Consider the following 23,250-nt stretch of genomic DNA (forward strand, 5'->3'; position numbering starts at 1 on the left):
GGTGATCACTCCTTCGCCGCCCGGCCGGCGGGCTCGGCCTGCTCTTCATCGGTCGGGGCGCCGGCGCAGGCGCGCCGCACTCCGCGGACCACGCCCTGGTAGCCGGTGCACCGGCACAGGTTGCCGGTGAGCCATTCACGGATCTCGGTCTCGGTGGGAGCGGCGCCGCCGTCTCCGACGAGTTCGCCGAGGGCCATGACCATGCCCGGGGTGCAGAAGCCGCACTGGGTGCCGTGTTCGGCCCGCAGCGCCTCCTGAAGGTCCGTCAGCCCGCCGTCGGGGCTGATTCCCTCGATCGTGGTGACATCGGAGTCGGCGGCCTGCACGGTCAGCAGCAGACAGCTCTTGACGGACCTGCCGTCGAGCCGGACGACGCACGTGCCGCACTGGCCGGTGTCGCAGCCGACCTTGGTGCCGGTCAGCCCGAGGCCGTCCCTGAGCCGCTCCACGAGGAGCTCACCGGGCTCGGCGTCGACTTCGTGCGGCGCCCCGTTCACATTGAGGGATACCTTCATGACCACGCCCTATTCCGACCTTCAATTGGTCTTTCAGAATCCGAGGACAGCATGGGCCTGCCGTTCGGTGAGCGGTTTGTTGAAGAGCGGTCCGCCGGGCTGCTGAAGCAGTCCACCGGTGTGCAGCGAACCCGTGTCGAGCGATGCGAATCCCAATTCGGAAATCATTCCGGAGACCTTCTTCTTGGCTTCCGGGTCGTCACCCGCGACATAGTGCGCCAGCCGGTCCCCGGCGCCGGCGGCGGTACGTCCCGCGGTTGCGAGCGTTGCGAAGTGCATGGTGTTGAGGGACTTCACGAGACGCGCCCCGGGGTACCACCCGGCGACCAGCTCGCTGGACCCACGGCCCCCCAGATCCAGCGGCCGGCCACCGTCGGCGAACGCGTTCATGGCGTCCACCAGGACCTTTCCATCCAGCGACGCCGGGGCCAGCAGGGTGCGGGCGCTGCCGAAGGGGACCATCAGGACCACCACTCCGGTCTCCCGCGCCACCTCGGCCGGGGTGCCCGCAGCCGCCGCGGGACCGAGTTCGTCCAGCAGGGGGGCCAGCCGGTCAGGGCCGCTCGCGTTCGCGACGCGCACCTCGTGCCCGGCGGCCACGAGCAGCCTCGCCAGCGTGGCGCCGATACGGCCGGCACCGATGACACCCGTCTTCATTCGGACAGCACCTCACTTGACTCGCGCATTGTGAAAGGTTGACGAAGTCTTAGTGCGGCGTGCCGCCGGCACCGTATGCCTGAATTCCTTTGGCCAACACATAATCGCGGAAGAATTGCGGTCCAAACCAGCATCACCGGGGATTTCGGCCACACTTGGTCAAGTCTGAAAGTACTTGGTGAAGTCCACCACGGAGGGCATGCCGGTGTGCCCCCGGCCGAAGCACGCGACGGGGGCACGGGGCGATGTGCTCGCCCTCAGTCCATGCCGATCCAGACCGACTTCGTCTGGGTGTAGCTCTCCAGGGACTCCGGGCCGCACTCACGGCCGAAGCCGGACGCCAGATAGCCGCCGTACGGGACGGCGGGATCGTACTGGTTGTAGCAGTTGACCCAGACCGTGCCCGCGTTGATCCGCGCCGCCACACGGTGCGCCCGGCGCAGATCGCGGGTGTGGACGCCGGCGGCCAGGCCGTAGGCGCTGTCGTTGGCGATCCGCACGGCCTCCTCCTCGGTGTCGAAGGGGATGACGCTCAGGACCGGGCCGAAGATCTCCTCCTGGGCGATCCGCATGCCGTTGTCGACACCGGTGAAGATCGTCGGCGGGAAGTACAGCCCGTCGGCCGGCAGGCCCCCGGGCGCGAACGGCTCGCCCCCGGTGCGGAGCACGGCACCCTCCTTCCGCCCCAGCTCCACGTACGAGCAGACCTTCTCGAACTGGCCGCGGTGGGCGAGCGGTCCGAAGAGGGTCCCGGGGTCGCGGGGGTCACCGGGCCGTAGGGCCGCGGCGCGTGCGACGAGCCGCTCCACCATCCGGTCGTGGACCGGGCGGTGCAGCAGCAGGCGGGAGCCGGCGGTGCAGATCTCGCCCTTGTTGTAGAAGATGCCGAAGAACGCCAGGTCCTCGGCCGCGTCCAGGTCGGCGTCCTCGAAGACGATGTTGGCGGACTTGCCGCCCAGCTCCATCGTGACCTTCTTCAGGGTCCCGGCGGCCCGGCGGATGATGCCCTGGCCCACGGCGGTGGAGCCGGTGAACGCGATCTTGTCGACTCCGGGGTGGGCGACGAGCGCCTCGCCGAGTTCGACGCCCGGCCCGGTGACGACGTTGAGGACCCCGTCGGGGACCCCGGCCTCCTGGAACAGTTCCGCGATCTTCAGTGCGGTCAGCGGTGTCGCCGGGGACGGCTTGTGCACGACCGTGTTGCCGGCCGCGAGCGCCGGCGCGATCTTGGTCATGGACAGCAGCAGCGGGAAGTTGAACGGTGTGATCGCGGCGACGACGCCCAGCGGCTCCCGCAGCGTGTAGGCCAGCTGCCCGCCGGCCGGGGACCGCGTGCCGCCGTCCACCCGGGTGGCCGCTCCGGCGTAGTAGTGCATCAGCCGGGCGGCCATCGGGACGTCGACCGTGCTGGAAAAGGCGAACGGTTTACCCATGTCCACCGTTTCCAGCAGGGCGATCTCGTCGTTGTCGCGCTCGATCAACTCCCCGACCCGGTGGAGCAGCCGAGCCCGTTCGTGGTCGGCCAGCCGGCGCCAGGGCCCGTCCTCGTACGCGGTGCGCGCGGCCTTGACCGCGGCATCGGCGTCCTGGTCGCCGGCCTGGGCGATGGGCATGATCTCCCGGCCGTCCACGGGGGAGAGGGTCGGTTCGGTACGGCCGTCACGGGCCGCCGTCCATGTGCCGTCGATGAAGAGCTTCCCGGGGTGGGCCAGGGGAGTGTCGCTGAGAACGAGCGTGCTCATGGTTCCCTTCCGGTGGGGGACGGACGGATCGGGTGGCCTAGGCCGGCGCGGCGATGGCCCGTGCGGTCCGGCAGCGCCCCGAAGGGGCGCGACCGGCCATGCCGCACCCGCGGACGGCGTACCGGACTTCCGGCGAGGCGCTCACGCGGCGCCGAGCTGCTTCAGGAAGGTCTCGGCGAGCGCCCTGGAGGAATAAGGGTTCTGACCTGTCGTCAGGTTTCGGTCCACCACGACGTGCGAGTCCCAGATCACCTCGGCCTTCTCGTAGCGGGCCCCGAGCCGGGTCAGCTCCACCTCCAGGACGAACGGCAGCCGTCCGGCCATGTTCGTGACCAGTTCCTCCGCGTGCGAGAACGCGGTCATCCGGTAGCCCTCGAAGGGCCAGCGGCCCTCGCCGTCGCGCAGGGCGAGGAGGGAGGTGTGGCCGTGGCAGACGGTCGCCAGCGGCTTGTTGCCCGCCAGCCACCAGCGGATGATCTGCGCCAGCTCGTCCGACTTGGGCAGGTCGCCGATGGCGCCGTGACCGCCGCTGACGTACAGGCCGTCGTAGCCGGCGATGTCCCGCTCGGTGAGGCTCTCCAGCGCCAGCGGCTTCTTCAGTTGCGGCGTGCTCTCGATGACCTCGACGTACTCGGCGGCGTTCGCCGCGTCGTGGTCCTCGGAGCCCTGCGGGCGGACCCACTGCAGGAACTGCGGGTCGATGCTGGTCTGGTCGACGGTCGGGGCCTTGCCGCCGATGGTGGCGACGTCCACGACGTGCCCGGCGGCCTTGAAGATCTGGTAGGGGACGACGAACTCCTCGGCCCAGAAACCGGAAGGGTGCTCCTCCCCGTCCAGGAGATGAAGCGTGGCCTTGGCCGTCATGACGACGAGTATCCTCATGGCTGTTCTCTCCTCCGTGAATTCCGGTGGGTGCTGCCCGGTCCGGCATTTTCGATGTGACCACGCCGTACCGGTCTTTTCGAGCGTCTTTGCGCAGACGCCCGATACTTCGTCAGGTGCGTTTCCGTGTTCCGCTCTTCAAACACGCGGATTCCGGCCCGGTAATCCGGTGTGCCCGTTCACAGGCACCGCAGCAGGTCGCGCACGCCGGACAGACTGGCGCCCCGCGGGATGCCGTCGCCGATCTCCAGCCGCGGGAAGACGCTCACGCCGCGCAGCCGGGTGCCCGGCCGCACCCGTACCTCGTCGCCGAGCGCGCAGTAGTCGTCCAGGACGACGGGCCGCGGGAGCGTGGAGCGCACGTCGACCATGGAGCCGAGGATCACATCGGTGAGGCGGGCGCCGGGCCCGACGATGCTGTGGTCGCCGCACGCGACCCCGCGCAGGGTGCTCTGCTCGCCGATGTCGACGCCGTCGCCGATGTCGGACTCGACGAGCATCACTCCGGGCCCGATCTCCACATCGCGCCCGATTCGCACCCCGGGGCCGATCCGGACGCTGCCGTCCTCGATCTTCTCCGCCAGGGTCCGCCCGCTGACCTGGTCCTTCATCTCCAGGCTGGAGGGGTGGACGCGGTGGCCGCCGCCGGGCCCGGCCGGCCGGCCGAGCTGCTCGCTCAGCCGGGGATACCGGTCCAGGAGCACGTCCTTGAGGGTCTCCAGGTAGTCCCGGGGACTGCCCAGGTCGCCGAAGCGCGCGATCGGATGGGCCAGCACCCGGTGCCCCCGCCGCACCAGGTACGGCAGCAGATCGCCGCCCCAGTCGAGTTGCCGCCGGGCGAGCGCGGCCAGGTCCGGCTCACGGGCGGCCATGCGCAGCCGGTCGCAGTCGATCAGGTACATCCCGGCGTTGGTGTGCACCGGATCGCCTGCGCTGCCCCAGGTCAGTGACCGGATGACGGCGAGGCTCGGCTTCTCCAGGAAGCCGCCGACCTGGTTGCCCGGTCCCAGTTCGAGCACCCCGTACTTGCCCGCGGCCTCCGCTCCGGGGCGCGGCACGGTGGCGACGGTGACATCGGCCCGGGCCGCGCGGTGGGCGCGGACCATGGCGCCGAGGTCGAAGTCGAACAGCGAGTCGGTGGGGAAGACCAGGGCCAGACCGGTCAGGTCCCAGTAGTCGAGGCAGCGCAGGGTGGCCTCGCCGCTGCCGGTGTTCTCGTGGTCGAACCGGGTCCTGGAGTAGCGCACGGTGATGCCGTGCCGCTCCCCGTGGGCCAGGATCCCCTTCGTCTGGGCCCGGTTCTCGCGGCCGTTGGCGACGACGTAGTACCGGTGCACCCCCTGGCTCCGCAGTGAGGTCACGGCCCATTCGATGAGCGGCTGACCGGCCACCTGCATGACCGCCTTGCTGCGGAGATAGTCGGGGGAGTTGAGGGTGATCGGCCGGGCCCGTACGCCCTTGCCGCCGGCCAGGGCAATTGCCGCTATTGATTCCATCTGCTTCCCTGTTTTCTCGCTCTCCTGCGCTTCCTTTTATCCCGCCGGGGTCTTCCGGGCGGGCGGAACGAGCACGGAAATGATCTTCCGGAATTCCGTCACCAGGGGATGACCGGGGTGGGCCCGGGCGAATATCCGCTCACCTCCGAGTGCCGCGAGCCGTGCGACGTACGGCAGAATTCCGGCCGTGGCCGCGCCGTAGGCGCCCTCGGCCCGCACCCGCACGGCGGAGGCGTCGACGCCCTCGGGGGCCATGCTGACCACCAGGGCGCGACGGCAGGCGAGTTGTCCGGCGAGCCGGGCGATCTCGTCGGCTCCCGCCAGGTCCATGCGGTCGGCCCGCACGACGATCACCAGCAGGTCCGCGCTCGCCATGGCGGTGACCGTCTCGTTGTTCAGCCCCGCGTGCGTGTCCAGCAGCAGGACGTCCAGGTCGTAGCCGGCCGCCAGCCGGTCGAACGCCTCGGGCAGCAGGCCCACGTCGTATCCGGTCGCCATGATCTCGGCGAGCGAGGAGGGTGATGTGCGGGCGGGGACCAGATAGAGGCCCTCCGGGCCCACCCGGTGCGCCGCGTCCTCGATCTCGCAGCGCCCGAGCAGATAGTCGGTCAGCGAGCACTCCCCGGGCCCCAGCCCGAACAGGACGTCCAGCGTCGGCGACTGGATGTCCGTGTCGACGAGGGCGACACGCCGCCCCTCGGCGGCGAGCAGCAGCGCCATGTTGGCGAGCATCGTCGACTTGCCGGTGCCTCCCCGGTGCGAGTACATCACGACGGTGCGCGCCATCACGCCACCGCCGCGGTGGCAGCGGGCGGCCCGGTGCGCGGGCGGTGCAGGGCGAGCATCGTGACGTCGTCGTGCTGCTCACCGTCGCCGGTGTGCGCACGCACGGCGCCGTCCAGGCGCTCCAGTACGTCCCGGCCGCGCGGCGCGGGGCCGGACAGCAGCCGCAGCATGCGGTCCTCGCCGAGGAACCGGCCCTGCGGGCAGCGGGCCTCGGGCACCCCGTCGGTGTAGACGAACAGCGTGTCGCCCGGGTCGAGCTGGGCGTACCCGAGGGCGTAGGAACATCCCGGCAGGACGCCCACGGCCGGGCCCGTGACCTCCAGCGGGGTCGGCGCACCGCCGTCCGCGTCGAGCAGCAGCGGCGGGTTGTGGCCGCCGTTGACGTAGACGAGGCTGCCGGTGGCCGGGTCGAGGACGCTGAAGAACAGGGTGGCGAAGTATCCCTGGCGCAGATGGTTGCGGGTGAGGTAGCCGTTGGTGGCGGTGACCGCGTTCAGCAGCGGGGTGGCGCCGACCACGGGAATGGCGGCGGGTTCGGCGGCCAGTGAGGAGCCGACGGCGACCAGGTGCTGCAGACCGCTGTTCTCGGCGGTGTGCCGCAGCAGACTGCGGATCAGCGCCATGAACAGCGCCGAACCCACGCCCTTGTCGCACACGTCGGCCACGACGATGGCCAGCCGCCTGCGGTGCACCAGCTCGAACACGTCGTAGAAGTCGCCGGAGACCTGGCGGGCGGGCCGGAACGTCACGTCGATCTCCCAGCCCTCGGGCACCGGGAGCGCGTCGGGCAGGAAGCCCGCCTGGATCTCCCGTCCGATCTCCAGCTCCCGCTCGTAGCGGATGAGTTCGGCGCGGGCGCCGGCCTCCTCGACGGTGCGGCCGAGCTCGGCGCGCTCCGAGCACCTGGTCAGCCGGGCGCCCACCAGGGCGGGCAGGAACGGCGGCACCAGGTAGTCGTGTCCGGCCCGCACATGGGGCTCCAGGGCCTCGAAGCCCTGTGCCGCGTACACGACGACGACCGGCCTCGCACCGCGTCCGCGCAGCCGGCGCACCACGTCCTGCACCGCCGCGGGCTCGCTCAGGGCCGGGGCCAGGAGCACGTCGGCCGTGGGCAGCGCGGTGGCGGGCTCGCTTCTGAGCTGGGCGAACGTCCGACGGGTCACAGTGGCGGCCACGTCGTCCAGGGCGGCGAGCAGGGCCGGGGGCGCGGGCGGGCGCTCGTCGACGACGAGCAGCACCGTCGAGATGGGCATGGGGCGTCTCCTAGGGGCATGTGAGCCCGGTTCGGATCGCGAGCGTGCTGATGTTCCGGCGGCCGCGACGGTCGTAGGCGAACTCGTCCACGCTGGTGAGCGCCAGGTGGATGCCGAGTCCGCCGACGCGCCGTCGTTCGAGCGGCACGTCCGGGGTGGGCGCGAGGAGGCCGTCGCGCGGGTCGAAGGGCGGCGCGGTGTCCTCGATGCGTACCCACACCCGGCCGTCGCCGGCGCCTGAGCTCACGACGATCTCGCCCGCCGCCCCGCCGTATCCGTGCACCACGACGTTGGTGGCGAGCTCGTCCACGGCGAGCCGCAGCCGGTAGACCGCGGAGTCGGTCAGGTGTGCCCGCCGCGCCAGGGCCACGACGTACTCGGCGATGTCGCCGAGCGCGGCCAGCGTGGCGGGCACCCGTAACCCGGGTGCCCGCTCGGCCAGTCGGGACCCCTCACTCATCGGCCAGCGCAATGCTGCGGTCCAGGCCGGCGGTCCGGATCGTGCGGGCGACGGGCTCGCTGGCGCCGACCACCCGGATGCTCACGCCGTCGGCGACCTTCTGCTGGGCGAAGACCAGCGAGCGCAGCCCGGCGCTGGCCATGTAGCCGACCTCGTGCATCCGGATCTCCACGGTCGCGGTGCCGTGTTCGGCGGCCTTCTCGATGGTCTGGTGGAATTCGGGTGCCGTACGGGCGTCCAGTTCCCCGGAGAGCTCGATCACCGAGATGTCGCCGTCGACGGACAGGGATACGGAAAGCGGCATGTCAGGCTCCTTGGCTGAGGGACGAGGGGGCGCGCCCGACGAGGACCACGACCGAGCGCGGCTGCATGAGATAGCTGCCGGGGTTCTGCAGTGCGGGCTCTGCGCCCAGCGGGTGCAGATCGTGGGGCGCCGCGGCCCCGGTGTCGGCGGACAGGTGCCAGGCGCGCCCGCCGGGCAGGCCGGGCAGCTGCAGTTCGTGGGCCTCCCAGTGGGCGTTCATGGCGACGTAGACGACGTCCTCGTCGCCGGGGCCGCTGCGCATCACGGCGAGCAGCCGGCTCTCGTCCGACCAGTCCGGCTCCCAGGCACGTGTGCCGTGCCAGCTGATGTCGGGAAGCCCGGTGGTGGCCACCGCCATGCCGGTGGCGTGCTGGGTGGTGCGCAGTTCGGGGTGCGCCGCCCGGAAGGCGATCAGGGCCTTGGTGAAGCGGAGCAGCTCGGCGTTGGTCTGCGTCAGGTCCCAGTTCATCCAGGACAGTTCGCTGTCCTGGCAGTAGGTGTTGTTGTTGCCCTGCTGGGTGCGGCCGATCTCGTCGCCGGCGAGGATCATCGGCACGCCCTGGCTGGTGAGCAGGATCGCCAGCGCGTTCTTCATCTGGCGCATGCGCAGCGCGTTGATCTCCGGGTCGTCGGTCGGCCCCTCGGCGCCGTGGTTCCAGCTGTTGTTGTCGTTGGCGCCGTCGTTGTTGTCCTCGCCGTTGGCCTCGTTGTGCTTGCCGTTGTACGAGACCAGGTCGGCGAGCGTGAAGCCGTCGTGCGCGGTCAGGAAGTTGACGGACGCGGTGGTGCCGCGGCCCGCGTACAGGTCCGGTGAGCCGGCGATGCGGGTGGCCAGGTCGCCGACCACTCCGGGGTCGCCCTTGAGGAAGCGGCGCACCGTGTCCCGGTACTTCCCGTTCCACTCGGCCCAGCGCCCGTAGGCGGGGAAGTTGCCGACCTCGTACAGCCCGGCCGCGTCCCATGCCTCGGCGATCAGCTTGGTGTGGCGCAGCACGGGGTCGTGGGCGAGCATCTCCAGCAGCGGCGGGTTGGGCAGCGGGGTGCCGTCGGGGGAGCGGCCGAGGATCGCCGCGAGGTCGAAGCGGAACCCGTCGATGTGGTAGTCGGCGACCCAGTGCCGCAGACAGTCCAGGACGAAGCCCCGCACCACCGGGTGGTTGCAGTTGACGGTGTTTCCGGTTCCGCTGAAGTTGAAGTAGTAGCCCTCGGGCGTGAGCATGTAGTAGGTGGCGTTGTCGAGCCCCTTGAAGGAGATCGTCGGGCCGTGCTCGTTGCCCTCGGCGGTGTGGTTGAAGACCACGTCGAGGACGACCTCGATGCCGGCCGCGTGCAGGTCCTTGATGAGGGTGCGGAACTCGTCGCCCTGCATCCCGTACCGGCCCGTGGCCGCGTAGCCCGCCTTCGGCGCGAAGAACGAGACCGTGTTGTAGCCCCAGTAGTCGTACAGCCGCTCCCCGGTCCCCGGGTTCCTGCGCGGGTTGTCCGTCTCGTCGAACTCGAACACGGGCAGCAGTTCGATGCAGTTGACGCCCAGTTCCCTGAGGTACGGGATCTTCTCCCGCAGCCCCGCGAAGGTGCCCGGCGCCCGCACCCCCGACGAGGGGTGCCGGGTGAAGCCGCGCACATGGGTCTCGTAGACGACCAGGTCCTCCGCGGGGATGCCGGGCGGGACGTCCCCGCCCCAGTCGAAGTCCTGGAGGCAGACCCGGGAACGGTAGGGGTAGACGTCGTCCCAGTCCGGTTCGGTGCCCCACACGTCCCGGCCGGAGATCAGCCGGGCGTAGGGGTCGCTGAGGATGCGCCGCGGGTCGAACCGGTGCCCCGAGACGGGGTCGAAGGGGCCGTCGGCCCGGAAGCCGTACTCGATGTTCTCGTGGTCCAGGCCGAACACGGTCATCGCGAAGACGCTCCCGGTCCGGAACTCCGGGGGGAACTCCAGTTCGGCCATCGGCTGCGGTTCGCCCCGCCGGAACAGGACGAGGGTCATCGAGGTCGCCTGGTCCGAGTAGACCGCGAAACTGACACCCCCGGGCACCACGTACGCGCCGAAGGGGTAGGGCTTGGCGGCGCGGACGCCGTAGCCGGCCACGCGGTGGGTCGGGTAGGCGTCGATGCGCTGCAGGGTGTCGGGGAACTCGGTGGTCATGTCGCGGCCCGTCCCGCCGCCCCGGTCGTGTGCGGTTCGCCGGCGTCGAAGAAGTCGAGGAACCCGGTCGCCGACATCACGAACCGGACCTCGTCCCCGACCCCGCTCAGCGTCACCGTGGCCCCCGAGTGCTGGGCCTCGCGGTAGACGACGAGCAGGGTGCGCAGCCCGGCACTGGAGACGTACGAGACGGCTTCGAGGTCGATGCGGAGCGTCTTCCCCGAGCGCACCAGCGGCAGCAGCCGCTCCAGCAGCGTCCCGGACGTCTCGCTGTTGATCTCACCGGTCAGTGCGACGACCGTGGCCGTCCTGGTACGCCGCTCCTTGAGAGCGAGAGTCATCGGTTGTCCTTCCCCCTGGAGACCGGACGCAGCCGCACCGTGACCCTGACCCGCTCCTGCACGTCGGGAAGCTTCACGGTGAGGTCGTCCGCGTCGAAGTTGTCGTACTCCTGTCCGTCGATCTCGACGGACGCGATGGTGATGGAGCCCGCCGGGAGCAGGTCGGGTGAGACCCGCAGGATCCGGCCCGGCAGATCGGACGGGTCGGGCTTGAAGTGGAAGTCCATCTCCCGCCCGTTGATGAGCAGGTTGTTGTAGACCGCGGCCAGGTAGCACAGTTCGGCCGAGTGGTACATGGACATCGAGTGGCTGCCCTTGAGCCGCTCGGTCCCCAGCAGGTAGGGCGTGCCGGCGGCCAGGACGTTGAAGTAGACGGCACCCTCGTCGTGGTCGAGGAAGAAGGTGTTGTAGAACGCCTCGGCCTGCCGCGCCTCGCGCCGGAAGTCCTCGCCGCCGAGCGTGCCGTGCAGGATCAGATAGGCGAGGATCGCCTGCTCCTGCTGCCACCACGCCTTGCGGTCGTGCCAGGCGAAACGGTACTGCTCCTCGCCGTCGCCCTTCAGGCGCTCGACGACGTCGTACCAGCCGCCGCGCTGCCGGTCGCTGCCCACCTCGGGCATCAACTGGCCGATCTGCGCGGCGAGTTCCCGGTACGCCGGCTTGGCCTTCAGCGAGTTCATCCGCATCAGGTTCCAGGCGATCTTGAGGTTGTGGCCGACGACGGCGCGGTTCTGCTGCCAGCTGTGCGTGGTGTCGTGCGACCAGTCGCGGTTGAAGCGCTCCTGGACGAACGGACTGCTCTTGTAGTCCGGGAACTTGTCCGCGATGGTGTCGAAGGTGTACTCGAGGAAGTCCGCGTACTTCTGCTCGCCAGTCGCCAGGTACAGGTTGATCAGGTACGCGGGGGCGTGGTCGCCCACCGAGTTCCAGTTCTTGCGCTCCCGGTTCTCGCCCAGCGACTCGTGGTCGGCGCTGAACAGGATCGGGTCGATGTGGGAGAAGTAGCCGCCCTGCTCCCGGTCGAGGAAGAACTTGTCGAACAGCCGGATCGTGGCGTCCGCGTCGTTCCTGATGCGGGCGTCGCCGGTGACCCGGTAGGTCTGGATCGGGCCGGCCAGCGCGTAGATCTGCTCGTACATCGGGATGGCGTCGTAGTCGTCGGAGAACTCCGAGGTGAACAGCTTGCGTTCGGAGTCACCGTCGACCTTGATGCCGTGGTACCAGTAGACGACGTCCTCCTCGGCGTCGACCACGCGCATGTGCTTGCGCAGGTACTCGGTGCCGCGCTCGGCCACCTCCAGGTACTCGTCCTTGCCCGTCAGCAGGTACGCCGACGCCATGCCGTAGACGAGCCGCGAGATGGTGTCGGTCTCCTGGACGTGGCTCGCGGTCTTGTCGCCGCCGAGCCGGATCTGGGTGCGGTACTCGGTGAAGTCGACCGGCCCGTCGCCGAACTGCGCCTTCCGGTAGAAGGCGGCGAGGGACTCGATCTGCTTGATCCACCAGCTGCCCTCCTCGAACCGGAAGTCCTCGGCGCCGCGGCCCAGGAACACCAGCCGCTTGGCCTCGAAACGGCCGCCGCCGTCCGGGTAGTGGATGCCGTACACGAACAGGAACCGGCCGGGCGAGAGCATCTCGTCGATGTGACCCGAGGCGTCGTGGTACGGCTCGTCGAGGTTGCGCACCAGTTCGGCGCTGGGCCCGCCGGAGAGCGAGACCTCGAAGCCGCGGCCGTCGGCCGTGCGCAGCCTCAGCGACCGGGTCTCGGAGTCGAAGTGGTCGACGTACCCGGCGATCGTGTCGGAGAAGGAGAAGGTCACGGCCTCAGCCATGTCGGACACCGTCCTTTGTGTCTGTGTCGTCGTCCTCGAAGCCCTGGCTGATCTCGACGATCACCCCGTCCGGATCGCGCACCCAGACCGTGCGCCAGCCGCAGATGAAGTCGTCGAAGTCCAGCGGGCCGAGGGTGATGTCGGCCTCGTCGCCCAGCTCGGCGAGGAAGGCGTCGACGCTGTCGGTCTGGAAGGCGAGATGACGCATGGCGCCGGGCTCCCCGGGCCCGTCGCCCGCCGCCACCGCCGCAGGACCGGACGCGGCCGGGAACAGCTCCAGATAGGCGTCGCCGCGACGCAGGAAGACGATCTCGGAGTCCCCCAGGCCGACGACCCGGGCCCGGGTGAAGCCGAACCAGCGGGTGTAGAACTCCTCCGTGGTCTTCTGGTCCCTGCAGTTGAGCCCCACGTGTGAGAAGCGCATCAGGAACCACCGCCCCGGCCGGCCCGCGCCGCGACGAGCTCGATGACCCTGCGCGCGAACAGATGGTGGTGCCCGCCCGTGCGCCCGGTGACCAGATCGCCGTCGACCACCACGTCCTCGTCGACGTACTCGGCGCCCATGTTGCGCACGTCGCCGACGAGGTTGTTGTGGCAGACGACCTTGCGGCCGCGGATCTTCCCGGGGATGGACGAGGCCAGCCACATGCCGTGGCAGATGATGCCCTTGAGCACGGTCGGCTCGTCGAACGCACGGCGCAGGAAGTCGGTGGCCGGGGCCAGCCGGTCGACGTCCTCGGTGTAGCGCAGCCGGTCGGAGACCATGCCGGAGGGCACGATGACGGCGGCGTAGCGGCGCAGCTGCTCGTCGCTCAGGCCCTCGAAGGTCTTGTCCGCGGTGAACGGGGCGCGGTACTCGTGGCCCTGGAAGGTGATCGAGTCGTTGCCCCACAGGCGGGTGAGGAAGTCGACCTCGGCGCCCTCCTCCGCGAACCTGCGCTGGTAGTAGGCGATCTCCGGCTCGAAGAAGTCGCTCTCGATGAGCACGGCGAGGCGGAGACCGGTCAGCGGCCCGTCGCGCAGCACCACGTCAGACACGACGGACCCCCTTGATGAGGTCGGACGCCCGCTCCGCGATCATCACGATCGCGGTGTGGCAGTTGCCGGAGGGCACGGCCGGCATGACGCTCGCGTCCACGACCCGCAGGCCGCGCACCCCGTGCACCCGCAGCTCGGGGTCCACGACGGACAGGTCGTCGACGCCCATGCGGCAGGAGCCGGACTGGTGGTGGTAGCTCTCCGACTTCTGCCGCACGAAGGCCCGCAGCTCGTCGTCCGTGACCGTGCCCGGGCCCGGCTGGAGCTCCTGCTTGTACCAGGGCTTGAAGGCGGAGGTGGCGAAGATCTCGCGGGCGATCTTCACGCCCTGCACCATGCGCTCCAGGTCCCAGCGGTCACCCAGGTAGTTGGGGTTGATCAGCGGCTTGGCCAGCGGGTCGCGGCCGGCGAGCCGGATCCAGCCGCGGGAGACGGGCCGTACGACACCGGGCAGGATGCTCACCGTGTTGGGGTGGCTCTGGCCGACGATCACGTCGAACGGCACGTGCACGAACGCGATCTGCAGGTCGGGGGCGGGCAGCCCCGGCTGCGAGGCCAGGAACAGGGCGCTCTCCGACAGGTTCTGCGCGGGCGGCGGGAGCTCCTGGGAGACCTCGGCCATCAGCCCGGTCAGCACGTGGTTGTGGAAGTTCTCGCCGACTCCGGGCACCGCCGCCGTCACCGGGATGTCGAACTCCCGCAGCCGGCCGGGGTCGCCGATGCCGGACAGCAGCAGCAGCTTCGGCGACTCGATGGCGCCGGCCGCCACGATCACCTCGCGCCGGGCCCGGACGGTGTGGGTGCCGGGGGCGACGCCGTCGCTCGGCAGGACGCGCCCCGGTACGCCGGCGGGCTCCTCGGTCTGCACGTACTCGGCGCCGACGCAGGTGTCGCCGTCGAAGAGCAGCCGGGTGGTCTGCGCGCTGGTGCGCAGGGTCAGGTTGGGGCGGGCCAGCGCGGGTTCCAGATAGGCGGCCAGGGTGCCCTGCCGCTTGCCGTCGGCGACGTCGACGTGGTGCCAGCCGGTGCCGAACAGGCCGCGGTTCGGGCCGTCGATGTTGAAGTCGGGGATCTCCTGGTGGCCGAGTTCGACGGCGGCGTCGATGAAGGCCCGGGAGACCGGGTTGGGGCCGTGCGCGCCCGCGTTGGTGACCCGCTGCGGCCCCTTGGTGCCGGTGGTGGGCGCGGTCACGTCCTCCTGCGCCTCCAGGAGCGCGAAGTACGGCAGCACGTCCTCGTAGCCCCAGCCCGCGGCGCCCTGGTAGGCCCAGTTGTCGAAGTCCGAGGCGTGGCCCCGGATGTGCATCATGATGTACAGGTTGCTGCTGCCGCCGGGGGCCTTGCCGCGCGGCTCGTACACGCTGCGTCCGTCGAGCCCGGGCTGCGGCACGCCGGTGTAGCCCCAGTCGATCGGCCCGCCGAGCAGCTTGTACCAGGACGACGGGTCGTCCACCTCGGGCGGGATGCGGTTGCCGCCCGCCTCCAGCACCAGCACCGTGGTGCCGGGGTCCTCGGAGAGCCGGCTGGCCAGGACGCTGCCCGCCGCTCCGGCCCCGATGACGATGTAGTCGTACTCGCTCACACGCTGCGTCATGGTCGGCTCCCTCAGACCTGCGACAGGACCTGGAACGGGACCGTGTCGTGGAAGTTCGCCATGTACGCGATCTTTCCGTCGACGATCCGGAAGAAGTTCATGACCTCCGCCTCGACGGCCTTCCCGGAGGTCCTGCTGACGGCGCTGAGGTGCGACACCACGGCGGCCTTCGAGCCGTCGGCGTCGACCACGACGTGCACCGGCTCGTTGCGGAACGCGGCGTACATGTCCCCCATGCCGGCCATCATCGAGCGCAGCTTGGCCAGCCCCTCGATGTGCCCGGCGAGCTGTTCGTCCATGACCTGGTCCTCGGCGAACAGGTCGCACCAGCGGTCCCAGTCACCGGCGTTGGCGTACTCGTAGTACCTGGTGAGCACCTCATGGGCGTCCACGGTGTGTCCCCTCTCCTCATGGTCGCGGTGCGGTCAGTCGGCGGTACGCGTCCCACCGGGGCCGAACGGTGCCCAGAACTGGCTGAAGGCGGCGGCGTCGTCGCCGAACAGGCCGTCGCGGCCCTCGACGATGCGGCCGTCGCGCCAGCGCATGAAGTGGAAGACGTTGCAGTCCATCCGCTCGTACGGGGAACCGCTGTCCTCGGGGGCACCGGCCCGCAGTCCGGCGTTGTGGCACACGTCGGCGGAGCAGTCGTCGCCGACGAGGATCACCTCACGGTCCATCCGGAAGGTGCCGCCGGTGAGTTTGCCGGTGCGGGCCATCAGGTCGAGGAACGCGTCCAGCGACTCGTACCAGCCGGCCAGCGGGTGGTTGCCGGGGACCAGCCAGCGCAGGTCCTCGGCGTAGTACTCCAGGATCCGGGCGCGTACGCCCGAGCCGAGCGCGCGGTAGGCGGCCTCGACCCGCTCCCGTGTCACCATCGTCATCGCCGTCGCCTCCCGCGCCTCAGAGGGAGCCCGAACCCGGCATCGGGTCCAGGGCGTTGACGATGTAGGTCGTGATCCGCGGGCCGTCGGGGCCCGGTACCACGATCCACGTCTGGTCGGCGTCGAAGCCGAGCCACTCGCTCCTGGCGGCCGGCGGCTTCCACACCTTGGCCTGCCAGTTGACGAGGACCCGCACGGTCGCCCGGTCGCCCTCGACGACGGGCTCCACCTCGGTGACGGTGTGCACCTCGTCGAAGAACAGGTGGGTGACGGCCTCGTACCAGCGGGCGAAGCCGTCGTGGCCGATGAAGGTGTCCTCCGGGACCTTGAACTCCAGGTCCTCGGCGAGCATCGGGAGCACCTCGGCCAGCGGAACGTGCCGGTCGAGTGCCGTGTACCAGTTCCCGGCGAAGGTGCGGATCGCGTCCTCGGTCAGCTTCTGCTGCTTCTGCGCGTCGGGCATGCGCGCGAACCTCCTCGTCGTGCGTAGGGATGGGGTGTCACACCTGCAGGTCGACCAGGAAGGGACCCGGGTGGCCGAGCATCCGCCGCACCGCGTCGGCCGCCTGGCCGGGCTTCTCGACCCGGATGCCGTCCGCGCCCAGGGCGCGGGCGAGCGAGGCGAAGTCGATCTCCGGGTGGGAGAGGTCGAAGGACCGCGGGAAGGCGTGCTCCGGGATGTCCCGTTCCTTCCAGTACTGCGCGATGTTGTCGTCGAGCAGCCGGTACTTGTGGTTGTTGCAGACGACGAACTTCGCGGCGATGCCGTACCGGGCCGCCGTCCACAGCGCCTGGTAGGTGTACATGGAGCCGCCGTCGCCGGTGAAGCCGACGACCGTGCGGTCCGGGTGCGCCAGCTTGGCGCCGATGGCGCCGGGGATGCCGACACCGAGGGAACCGCCGCGGGTCACGTGGTAGTCGCCGGGACGGTCCGGCGGGAGGTACGCGGTCACCAGCGGCGAACTGGTCAGTGCCTCGTCGAAGACGATGAGGTCGCCGCCGGTCTGCTCGGCGAGCGCGTGCAGGAACGCCTCGATCGGCGTGCCGTCGTGGCCGCCGCGGGCGAACTCCGCCCGGGTCCGGTCGCGTTCGGCGGTGCGGACGGCCAGCCGCCCGGCGGCGGCGGTGCGCCGCTCCGCGGTGAGCCGCCGCTCCAGCGAGGTCGCGAGGGCACGCAGGGCCGGCTTGGGGTCGGCGACGATGCCGAGGTCCACCGGGTGGTTCTTGGCGATCTCGTACGCGTTGAGGTCGATGTGGACGATCGCCGCGCCGTCCGCGAAGGGGCTCGCCAGCTCCGGGAACACCTCCGGGAACACATAGGTGCCGACGACGAGGACCGCGTCCGCCTCCCGCACCAGCTCCCTGCTGTGCTCGCCGAACATGTGCCCGGTGGCGCCGCGGTGCAGCGGGTGCGAGGCCGCCATGGTGACCTCGGAGTAGTCGACGTCCCACACATCGGCGCCCAGCAGCTCGGCGACGGCGGTGAGTTCGGCCTGTGCCCCGGCGGTGCTCACTCCGTCTCCGGCCAGGATCAGCGGGCGGCGGGCGCCGGCCAGCAGCGCGGCGGCCTGCGCGATGCCCGCCTCCGAGGGGGCGGCGTCGGTGCGCGGGACGGCCGTCGGGACGACGGGCTCCGGGTTGGGCGCGTCGAGGACGTCCATGGGCAGCGCCACGAAGACGGGGCCGCGCGGCGGCGTCAGCGCGATCTTCACGGCGCGGCGTACGGTCCGCAGCACCGAGGCGGGGTCGGTGACCCGGGTGGCGTACTTGGTGACCGGGCGCGCCATCGCGACCAGGTCGGACGCCATCTGGGCGTCCATCACGTCGTACTTGACGCCGGCGTCACCGGCGACGACGACCAGCGGGGTGTGGCCGCGCAGCGACTGGTAGAGCATGCCGATGCCGTTGCCCAGCCCGACCCCGGAGTGCAGCTGGAGCAGCGCCGCCCCGCCGGTGGCCCGTGCGTATCCATCGGCTATTCCCGCGGCCACCGTCTCCTGGAGCGAGAGGATGTACCGGAAGTCCTCGGCGGCGTCGGCCGCGTCCAGAAATCCCTGCTCCACGGTGCCCGGATTTCCGAACATGAAGTTCAGGCCGTCCGCCTTGAACTGTTCGATGAGCTTGGTCTTGCCCGGCTCTGCCGTCATGAATTGCCTCCGGATTCCCGCGGACTCTCTGTCATCTCCCGGAATTACCAGCCGTACCGGGTGAGGCCGTTCTCCAGGACCTCCACGATCTTCTGGCCCGTGAGATACGAGTCCGGGGTCGAACGGCCGGTGACGAACGGGTAGTCCACGATCACCGAGAGCGGGTGGCCGAAGTTCCCGTGATAGGCCCCGTCGGGTCCGGTGGCGTCACGGAGGATGTACTCCAGCGGGTACGGCGGCGGGCCCATGTTGAAGTCGGTGCCGAGGAATCCGGTGCCGTCCTTGTAGTCGTACTCCTTGCAGTGACCGGTGACGTGCTTGCCCCAGATGATGGACCTGCGGTCGCCCCAGTCGCGGGCGAAGGCGAGGCAGGCGACGCCGTAGCACTCGGCGGCGACCACCTTCCCGGCCTCCTTGAAGGCGAGGATCAGGGCGTGCACGCGCTCGTTGTTGGCGAGGTCGGCGATGGGGCCGCTGCCGCCGACGACGAGGATCGCGTCGTACTCCCGGACGTCCTCGGCGAGCCGGTCGAGGTCGCGGTGGTACTGCTCCAGCTTGCGCAGATAGTCCTCGTCGCTGGTGTAGGGCCGCTCCGGGACCCAGGCCGAGATGTCGACCGCCTTGTCGAGCCGGCCCCCCTCGTCGAACTCGCGGCCCAGCCGGGCGTTCTCGGCGGTGGTGACGCTGCGGCCGAGCGGCGGGTCGACGTAGTTCTCGTCGAGGCTGGGCGGAAGGGCGTGCGCCCGTTTTCCGGTGGGCGTCGCGAAGACGACCTCATAACCCTGTTCGTCGAACCTGGATACCGGGCCTATGAGTTCTTCGGCCCAATATCCGTGCTCGGAGACAATGACCAGAATCTTCCTGCTCACGGATCCTCCTGGCTGCCTTTGTCGTTTACCCAACCCACACTGCGCGGACCATGGGCCGGGGTCCAAGAGAACCGGTACGACTTCTTGAGGTAGAGATTTCGGCGCGGCCCGGACGTCAGGGAGTCGGCCGGCGACCTCAGGAAGTGGCAAGAGAACTTCAGGAAGTGACGCCGGGACTTCCTGAGGTCCGCAGGCATGCGGAAGGGGAGCGTGGCACGCGCACCTAGTGTTGATGTTGTCGCACCCCCGCCCAACGCAACGAAGTCTTCAGCCCCCGATCAGAAGGACTTCCGATGACCAGCAGGTGTACGCATCTGGAAGGGATGCGCCCGGTGACGGCCGGCACCGAGGGATGTCAGGAATGCCTGGCCCTCGGCGATGTCTGGGTCCATTTGAGGATGTGCCTCAGCTGCGGACACGTCGGCTGCTGCGACTCCTCCAAGAACCGCCACGCCACGAAGCACTTCCATGCCTCCGGGCACCCGATCGCCGCCTCGCACGAGCCCGGTGAGGCGTGGGCCTGGTGCTACGTGGACCGACTCATGATGGAGCTGGCATGAACTGGGGAAAGCACGGCAGGACGAGCCGCGGCTCGGGCGGGACCGTGACCGCCGAGCGCGACAGGGACCCCGGGTCCGCCGCGACCCGGCACGCCGCGACGGGCACCGCGGAGGAGAGCCGCAAGCCGGTGATCCTCGCGGTGGACGACGATCCGCAGGTGCTGCGGGCGGTGCGCCGCGACCTGCGCACGGCCTACGGCGACCGGTACCGGATCCTCGGCGCCTCCTCGGCCACCGACGCGCTGAAGATCCTCGACTCACTGGACGAGCGCGGCCACGATCCGGCGCTGTTCCTCGTCGACCAGCGGATGCCGGAGATCACCGGGGTCGAGTTCCTGCTGGAGGCGGTCAGCCGGTTCCCGGACGCCCGGCGGGTCCTGCTCACCGCGTACGCGGAGACCGAGGCGGCGATCACCGCGATCAACCAGGTGCGCCTCGACTACTACCTGATGAAGCCCTGGGACCCGCCGCACGAGCGGCTGTTCCCGGTCCTGGACGATCTGCTGTCGGACTGGCTGGCCAGCTACCGCCCGGCCTACGACGGCATCCTGGTGGCAGGCCACCTGGTGGCTCCGGGCACGCACGCGGTGCGGGACTTCTTCACCCGCAACGGCCAGCCGTTCAAGTTCCTGAACGTGGAGCGCGATCCGGAGGCCCTCGTCCTGCTGGCGGAGCGGCCCGGCGCCGCGCTGCCGCTGGTGCGGTTCCCCGACGGCGCGCTGCTGTCCGCGCCGACCGACGCCGAACTCGTCGAGCACCTCGGGCTGACGACGACCGCGTCACGGCCCCACTACGAGTGCGTCATCGTGGGCGCGGGGCCGGCCGGGCTCGCGGCGGGCGTGTACGCCGCGTCCGAGGGGCTGAGCACCCTGCTGGTGGACTCGCGGGCGCCCGGCGGGCAGGCCGGCACCTCCTCGCTGATCGAGAACTACCTCGGCTTCCCGTCCGGCCTGTCCGGCGGCGACCTCACCCGGCGGGCGACGGCCCAGGCGGCCCGGTTCGGCGCGGAGATCCTGCACCCCGTCGAAGTGGTCCGGCTGACCCGCGACGACCCGGCGAAGATCCTGACCCTGGCGGACGGCACGGAGATCAGCGCCGAGACGGTCCTGCTGTCCATGGGCGTCGCCTACAACCGGCTCCAGGCGCCGGGCGCGGAGAGGTTCGAGGGCGCGGGGCTGTACTACGGGGCCGCCACGACGGAGAGTTCCGCCTGCATCTCGCAGCACGTGTTCATCATCGGCGGCGCCAACTCGGCGGGCCAGGCGGCGGTGCACTTCGCCAAGTACGCGGCGCAGGTGACGGTCCTGGTGCGCGCGGACTCACTGTCCGCGAGCATGTCGCAGTACCTGATCGACGAGATCGGGCGCACCCCGAACATCGAGGTCCGGGTGCGGACCACGGTGAAGGAACTGACCGGCGGGGAACACCTGGAGCGGATCGTGCTGCACGACGCCGCAACCGGCGAGGACACCGAGGAGCCGTGCCGGTTCGTGTTCACGTTCATCGGCGCCCGGCCGCACACCGACTGGCTGGAGGGTGTCGTGGAGCGCGACGACCACGGGTTCGTGCTCACCGGCTCCGACCTCGTCACCAACGGGGGAGAGCTGCCCGCGGAGTGGCCCCTGGAGCGTGCGCCGTATCCGCTGGAGACCAGTGTGCCCGGCGTCTTCGCGGCCGGTGACGTGCGCGCCCACTCGGTCAAGCGGGTCGCCTCCGGCGTCGGCGAGGGGTCCATGGCGATCTCGCTGATCCACCGCTACAGGTCGATGGGCTGACCCGGTCCGTCCGACCGGCTCCCCGACCCCCGCCCCGACCCCCTCCCCGACCCCCTCCCCGACCGGCTTCCCGGCCGGTGTCCGCCGGGGCAGTCCCGGATTCCGCTTGCCGGGGCGACGCGTGCGAGTAACGTTGCTTACATGATTACACCGCAACAGCGCGAGAGGCTCCGCGGCTGGTTCGCGGGCCGGCTGCCGGACGACCTCTTCGAGAGCCTGGTGGAGGTGACGGTGGACCGCGAGGAGATCACCGTCGTCGGCCGCATCCCGGAACCACGGCTCGCCGACTCGACGTCGGACGCCGCTCGGGAGGCGGCCGTCCAGGGCCGCGTCCAGGAGTTCCGGGAGCGCACCCGCGAGGAGCGCATGGGCGTGGCCCGCGAGGCCGAGCAGCGGTTCCGCAGGAAGGTCTCGTGGGGCGTGGAGTGCGGCGGGCAGCGGGTCCTGTTCACCCATGTCGCGGCCCCCGTGATGACCCGGCTGCGCCAGCCGGAGCGCCAGGTCCTCGACACCCTCATCGCGGGCGGTGTGGCCCGCAGCCGCAGCGACGCGCTCGCCTGGTGCGTCCGGCTCGTCCGGCGCCACGCCGACGACTGGCTGAGCGACCTGCGGGACTCGCTGGAGCATGTGCAGCGGGTCCGCGCGCAGGGACCCGACACCGACACCGAGCCCGAGGAGGACGAGGCGCCCCCGCCGCCGTCCGGCTGATCGTTTGGCCGCCGCCGCCGCCGTCCGGCCGCCGCCGCCCGGCCGGGCCCGCCGCAGAGGCGGTCCCGACGAGGCCACCGGCGTGATCCGGACACGGTCCGGGAGGATGCCCGGACCGCCTGACGGACGGCGACAAACCGGGCAAGCTAGCCCTTGCACACCCGACGATAGGAGAGTCACAGCATGGCCACGACCGTCGAGTACATCCGCTACCGGATCGCGTTAGACGACCGGCCGGCCTTCGAGGACGCGTACCGCAAGGCCGCCGAGTCGCTGGCCGCGGCGCCCGAGTGCATCGACTACGAACTGGCGCACTGCCAGGAGGAGCAGGACCGGTACATCCTGCGGATCCGCTGGACGTCGGTCGAGGACCACCTCCAGGGTTTCCGCAGGGGCGAGCACTTCCCCGCCTTCTTCGGCGCGATCCGGCCGTACGTGTCGTCGATCGAGGAGATGCAGCACTACCTCACCACCGATGTCGTCGGCACGGGAAAGGCCGCGGGACAGGAGCAGCTGTGACCGAGCAGTCCGTCGTGGACGGCGAGCACGCCCCCGACAAGCCCGGCACGCCCACCCTCTACGAGTGGGCGGGCGGCGACGAGGCCCTGGGCCGCCTCACCGAGGTGTTCTACGGCCACGTCCTGAAAGACCCGCTCCTCGCGCCCCTGTTCGCCGGCATGGACAAGGACCACCCCCGGCACGTCGCCAAGTGGCTCGCCGAGGTCTTCGGCGGCCCCACGGCCTACACCGCCGAACGCGGCGGCCACCCGCACATGGCGCGCATGCATCTCGGCCGGGGCATCACCGAGGCGCAGCGCCGCCGCTGGGTGAGCCTGCTGCAGGACACCGCCGACGAGGTCGGACTGCCCACCGACCCGGAGTTCCGCGCGGTGTTCCTCTACTACATCGAGTGGGGTACGCGCATGGCGCTGATCTACTCGGGCGAGAACCCGCCGCCGGTGGACGCGGCCGAGGTGCCCCGCTGGAAGTGGGGCCAGACCCCGCCCTGGCAGCCGAACGGCTGAGCCGTCACAGGCCCCCGGCGGGAGGCGGCGGGGGTGCCGGGGCCCGGTCCCGGCACCCCCGCCGTGCGTGCCGCGGGCCGACGGGCCGCGGGGGACGACGGCCGTGGCGGGACCCCGGCGTCGTACGATTGCCCTGAAAGTCCTGACATGCCCGCCCTGGAGTCATGGTCGGGCCGAGCTGTCGAGCCGCCTCAGGACGCCCTCCTGACCAAGCTCTGCCAGGAGTTCTTGTGCACAGG

25 protein-coding genes are annotated in these 23,250 nt (G+C 70.6%); 5 read left to right on the forward strand and 20 right to left on the reverse strand.

All coding sequences use genetic code 11. The features are described from left to right. Positions 1 to 5 precede the first annotated feature (5 nt). The 20 genes from ACZ79I_RS25945 to ACZ79I_RS26040 form a co-directional block, all read right to left on the reverse strand. Positions 6 to 515, reverse strand: coding sequence for a (2Fe-2S)-binding protein (locus tag ACZ79I_RS25945; protein ID WP_471499874.1), 510 nt, complete (start codon positions 513 to 515; stop codon positions 6 to 8). A gap of 33 nt (positions 516 to 548) precedes the next feature. Further along, a complete protein-coding gene (locus tag ACZ79I_RS25950; RefSeq protein ID WP_471499876.1) occupies positions 549 to 1,172 on the reverse strand; it encodes an NADPH-dependent F420 reductase in 624 nt (207 codons plus the stop codon). Positions 1,173 to 1,429: 257 nt separating this feature from the next. Further along, entirely contained in the window at positions 1,430 to 2,914 is a 1,485-nt protein-coding gene (locus ACZ79I_RS25955; RefSeq protein ID WP_471499878.1) for an aldehyde dehydrogenase family protein, read from the reverse strand. A 141-nt stretch (positions 2,915 to 3,055) separates the two neighbouring features. Continuing rightward, positions 3,056 to 3,796, reverse strand: coding sequence for a type 1 glutamine amidotransferase domain-containing protein (locus ACZ79I_RS25960; protein ID WP_471499880.1), 741 nt, complete (start codon positions 3,794 to 3,796; stop codon positions 3,056 to 3,058). Between the two features lie 179 nt (positions 3,797 to 3,975). Next, a complete protein-coding gene (locus ACZ79I_RS25965; RefSeq protein ID WP_471499882.1) occupies positions 3,976 to 5,292 on the reverse strand; it encodes a sugar phosphate nucleotidyltransferase in 1,317 nt (438 codons plus the stop codon). Positions 5,293 to 5,328: 36 nt separating this feature from the next. Continuing rightward, the gene (locus tag ACZ79I_RS25970) at positions 5,329 to 6,078 is read right to left on the reverse strand and encodes a MinD/ParA family ATP-binding protein (RefSeq protein WP_471499884.1); all 750 of its coding nucleotides are present in this window, start codon (positions 6,076 to 6,078) and stop codon (positions 5,329 to 5,331) included. Then, positions 6,078 to 7,331 carry a PP2C family protein-serine/threonine phosphatase gene (locus ACZ79I_RS25975; RefSeq protein ID WP_471499886.1) on the reverse strand — a complete coding sequence of 418 codons (1,254 nt, stop codon included), beginning with the start codon at positions 7,329 to 7,331 and terminating at the stop codon, positions 6,078 to 6,080. The genes ACZ79I_RS25970 and ACZ79I_RS25975 overlap by 1 nt, the downstream gene beginning before the upstream one ends. Before the next feature lie 10 nt (positions 7,332 to 7,341). Beyond that, entirely contained in the window at positions 7,342 to 7,791 is a 450-nt protein-coding gene (locus ACZ79I_RS25980; RefSeq protein ID WP_471499888.1) for an ATP-binding protein, read from the reverse strand. Continuing rightward, positions 7,784 to 8,095: an STAS domain-containing protein gene (locus ACZ79I_RS25985; RefSeq protein WP_471499890.1), complete on the reverse strand. Its 312-nt coding sequence runs from the start codon at positions 8,093 to 8,095 to the stop codon at positions 7,784 to 7,786. The genes ACZ79I_RS25980 and ACZ79I_RS25985 overlap by 8 nt, the downstream gene beginning before the upstream one ends. 1 nt (position 8,096) lies before the next feature. Continuing rightward, on the reverse strand, positions 8,097 to 10,241 hold the full coding sequence (gene glgX / locus ACZ79I_RS25990; protein ID WP_471499892.1) for a glycogen debranching protein GlgX: 2,145 nt from the start codon (positions 10,239 to 10,241) through the stop codon (positions 8,097 to 8,099). Next, positions 10,238 to 10,582, reverse strand: a complete 345-nt coding sequence (locus ACZ79I_RS25995; RefSeq protein ID WP_471499894.1) for an STAS domain-containing protein — start codon at positions 10,580 to 10,582, stop codon at positions 10,238 to 10,240. The genes glgX and ACZ79I_RS25995 overlap by 4 nt, the downstream gene beginning before the upstream one ends. Further along, entirely contained in the window at positions 10,579 to 12,414 is a 1,836-nt protein-coding gene (locus tag ACZ79I_RS26000) for an AGE family epimerase/isomerase (protein ID WP_471499896.1), read from the reverse strand. The genes ACZ79I_RS25995 and ACZ79I_RS26000 overlap by 4 nt, the downstream gene beginning before the upstream one ends. Further along, positions 12,407 to 12,838, reverse strand: a complete 432-nt coding sequence (locus ACZ79I_RS26005; protein ID WP_471499898.1) for a VOC family protein — start codon at positions 12,836 to 12,838, stop codon at positions 12,407 to 12,409. Before ACZ79I_RS26005 ends, ACZ79I_RS26000 begins: the two co-directional genes overlap by 8 nt. Next, the gene (locus ACZ79I_RS26010) at positions 12,838 to 13,452 is read right to left on the reverse strand and encodes a DJ-1/PfpI family protein (protein WP_471499900.1); all 615 of its coding nucleotides are present in this window, start codon (positions 13,450 to 13,452) and stop codon (positions 12,838 to 12,840) included. The genes ACZ79I_RS26005 and ACZ79I_RS26010 overlap by 1 nt, the downstream gene beginning before the upstream one ends. Beyond that, entirely contained in the window at positions 13,445 to 15,046 is a 1,602-nt protein-coding gene (locus tag ACZ79I_RS26015) for a GMC family oxidoreductase (RefSeq protein WP_471499902.1), read from the reverse strand. The genes ACZ79I_RS26010 and ACZ79I_RS26015 overlap by 8 nt, the downstream gene beginning before the upstream one ends. An 11-nt stretch (positions 15,047 to 15,057) precedes the next feature. Then, positions 15,058 to 15,438 carry a nuclear transport factor 2 family protein gene (locus tag ACZ79I_RS26020; RefSeq protein WP_471499904.1) on the reverse strand — a complete coding sequence of 127 codons (381 nt, stop codon included), beginning with the start codon at positions 15,436 to 15,438 and terminating at the stop codon, positions 15,058 to 15,060. A 33-nt stretch (positions 15,439 to 15,471) separates the two neighbouring features. Next, a complete protein-coding gene (locus tag ACZ79I_RS26025; RefSeq protein WP_471499906.1) occupies positions 15,472 to 15,927 on the reverse strand; it encodes a nuclear transport factor 2 family protein in 456 nt (151 codons plus the stop codon). A gap of 19 nt (positions 15,928 to 15,946) precedes the next feature. Further along, positions 15,947 to 16,390 carry a nuclear transport factor 2 family protein gene (locus tag ACZ79I_RS26030; protein ID WP_471499908.1) on the reverse strand — a complete coding sequence of 148 codons (444 nt, stop codon included), beginning with the start codon at positions 16,388 to 16,390 and terminating at the stop codon, positions 15,947 to 15,949. Positions 16,391 to 16,427: 37 nt separating this feature from the next. Continuing rightward, complete coding sequence (locus ACZ79I_RS26035) at positions 16,428 to 18,074, reverse strand: thiamine pyrophosphate-binding protein (protein WP_471499909.1); 1,647 nt, start codon at positions 18,072 to 18,074, stop codon at positions 16,428 to 16,430. Between the two features lie 44 nt (positions 18,075 to 18,118). Beyond that, positions 18,119 to 18,943, reverse strand: coding sequence for a type 1 glutamine amidotransferase domain-containing protein (locus tag ACZ79I_RS26040; RefSeq protein WP_471499911.1), 825 nt, complete (start codon positions 18,941 to 18,943; stop codon positions 18,119 to 18,121). A 293-nt stretch (positions 18,944 to 19,236) separates the two neighbouring features. Here ACZ79I_RS26040 and ACZ79I_RS26045 point away from each other — a divergent pair, with 293 nt between their 5' ends. From ACZ79I_RS26045 to ACZ79I_RS26065, 5 genes are all read left to right on the forward strand, one after another. Further along, positions 19,237 to 19,503 (forward strand): UBP-type zinc finger domain-containing protein, encoded by a 267-nt coding sequence (locus ACZ79I_RS26045; protein ID WP_381092406.1) that lies wholly within the window; start codon positions 19,237 to 19,239, stop codon positions 19,501 to 19,503. Then, a complete protein-coding gene (locus ACZ79I_RS26050) occupies positions 19,500 to 21,278 on the forward strand; it encodes an FAD-dependent oxidoreductase (RefSeq protein ID WP_471499913.1) in 1,779 nt (592 codons plus the stop codon). Before ACZ79I_RS26045 ends, ACZ79I_RS26050 begins: the two co-directional genes overlap by 4 nt. Positions 21,279 to 21,419: 141 nt before the next feature. After that, a complete protein-coding gene (locus ACZ79I_RS26055; RefSeq protein ID WP_471499915.1) occupies positions 21,420 to 21,986 on the forward strand; it encodes a hypothetical protein in 567 nt (188 codons plus the stop codon). Positions 21,987 to 22,169: 183 nt separating this feature from the next. After that, complete coding sequence (locus ACZ79I_RS26060; RefSeq protein WP_471499917.1) at positions 22,170 to 22,505, forward strand: putative quinol monooxygenase; 336 nt, start codon at positions 22,170 to 22,172, stop codon at positions 22,503 to 22,505. Further along, positions 22,502 to 23,011, forward strand: a complete 510-nt coding sequence (locus ACZ79I_RS26065) for a group II truncated hemoglobin (protein ID WP_471499919.1) — start codon at positions 22,502 to 22,504, stop codon at positions 23,009 to 23,011. Before ACZ79I_RS26060 ends, ACZ79I_RS26065 begins: the two co-directional genes overlap by 4 nt. Positions 23,012 to 23,250 lie beyond the last annotated feature (239 nt).

This window comes from Streptomyces sp. PSU-S4-23 (genome assembly GCF_055632315.1).

What these genes read in the sequence shown, in the direction of transcription:
- ACZ79I_RS26060 (WP_471499917.1), top strand. Translation starts at nt 22,170, where the DNA reads ATGGCCACGACCGTCGAGTACATCCGCTACCGGATCGCGTTAGACGAC.
- ACZ79I_RS25965 (WP_471499882.1), bottom strand. Translation starts at nt 5,292, where the DNA reads ATGGAATCAATAGCGGCAATTGCCCTGGCCGGCGGCAAGGGCGTACGG.
- ACZ79I_RS26050 (WP_471499913.1), top strand. Translation starts at nt 19,500, where the DNA reads ATGAACTGGGGAAAGCACGGCAGGACGAGCCGCGGCTCGGGCGGGACC.
- ACZ79I_RS25985 (WP_471499890.1), bottom strand. Translation starts at nt 8,095, where the DNA reads ATGCCGCTTTCCGTATCCCTGTCCGTCGACGGCGACATCTCGGTGATC.
- ACZ79I_RS26000 (WP_471499896.1), bottom strand. Translation starts at nt 12,414, where the DNA reads ATGGCTGAGGCCGTGACCTTCTCCTTCTCCGACACGATCGCCGGGTAC.
- ACZ79I_RS25945 (WP_471499874.1), bottom strand. Translation starts at nt 515, where the DNA reads ATGAAGGTATCCCTCAATGTGAACGGGGCGCCGCACGAAGTCGACGCC.
- ACZ79I_RS26015 (WP_471499902.1), bottom strand. Translation starts at nt 15,046, where the DNA reads ATGACGCAGCGTGTGAGCGAGTACGACTACATCGTCATCGGGGCCGGA.
- ACZ79I_RS26045 (WP_381092406.1), top strand. Translation starts at nt 19,237, where the DNA reads ATGACCAGCAGGTGTACGCATCTGGAAGGGATGCGCCCGGTGACGGCC.
- ACZ79I_RS25970 (WP_471499884.1), bottom strand. Translation starts at nt 6,078, where the DNA reads ATGGCGCGCACCGTCGTGATGTACTCGCACCGGGGAGGCACCGGCAAG.
- ACZ79I_RS25960 (WP_471499880.1), bottom strand. Translation starts at nt 3,796, where the DNA reads ATGAGGATACTCGTCGTCATGACGGCCAAGGCCACGCTTCATCTCCTG.
- ACZ79I_RS25950 (WP_471499876.1), bottom strand. Translation starts at nt 1,172, where the DNA reads ATGAAGACGGGTGTCATCGGTGCCGGCCGTATCGGCGCCACGCTGGCG.
- ACZ79I_RS26025 (WP_471499906.1), bottom strand. Translation starts at nt 15,927, where the DNA reads ATGACGATGGTGACACGGGAGCGGGTCGAGGCCGCCTACCGCGCGCTC.
- glgX (WP_471499892.1), bottom strand. Translation starts at nt 10,241, where the DNA reads ATGACCACCGAGTTCCCCGACACCCTGCAGCGCATCGACGCCTACCCG.
- ACZ79I_RS25995 (WP_471499894.1), bottom strand. Translation starts at nt 10,582, where the DNA reads ATGACTCTCGCTCTCAAGGAGCGGCGTACCAGGACGGCCACGGTCGTC.
- ACZ79I_RS26030 (WP_471499908.1), bottom strand. Translation starts at nt 16,390, where the DNA reads ATGCCCGACGCGCAGAAGCAGCAGAAGCTGACCGAGGACGCGATCCGC.
- ACZ79I_RS25975 (WP_471499886.1), bottom strand. Translation starts at nt 7,331, where the DNA reads ATGCCCATCTCGACGGTGCTGCTCGTCGTCGACGAGCGCCCGCCCGCG.
- ACZ79I_RS25955 (WP_471499878.1), bottom strand. Translation starts at nt 2,914, where the DNA reads ATGAGCACGCTCGTTCTCAGCGACACTCCCCTGGCCCACCCCGGGAAG.
- ACZ79I_RS25980 (WP_471499888.1), bottom strand. Translation starts at nt 7,791, where the DNA reads ATGAGTGAGGGGTCCCGACTGGCCGAGCGGGCACCCGGGTTACGGGTG.
- ACZ79I_RS26035 (WP_471499909.1), bottom strand. Translation starts at nt 18,074, where the DNA reads ATGACGGCAGAGCCGGGCAAGACCAAGCTCATCGAACAGTTCAAGGCG.
- ACZ79I_RS26005 (WP_471499898.1), bottom strand. Translation starts at nt 12,838, where the DNA reads ATGCGCTTCTCACACGTGGGGCTCAACTGCAGGGACCAGAAGACCACG.
- ACZ79I_RS26055 (WP_471499915.1), top strand. Translation starts at nt 21,420, where the DNA reads ATGATTACACCGCAACAGCGCGAGAGGCTCCGCGGCTGGTTCGCGGGC.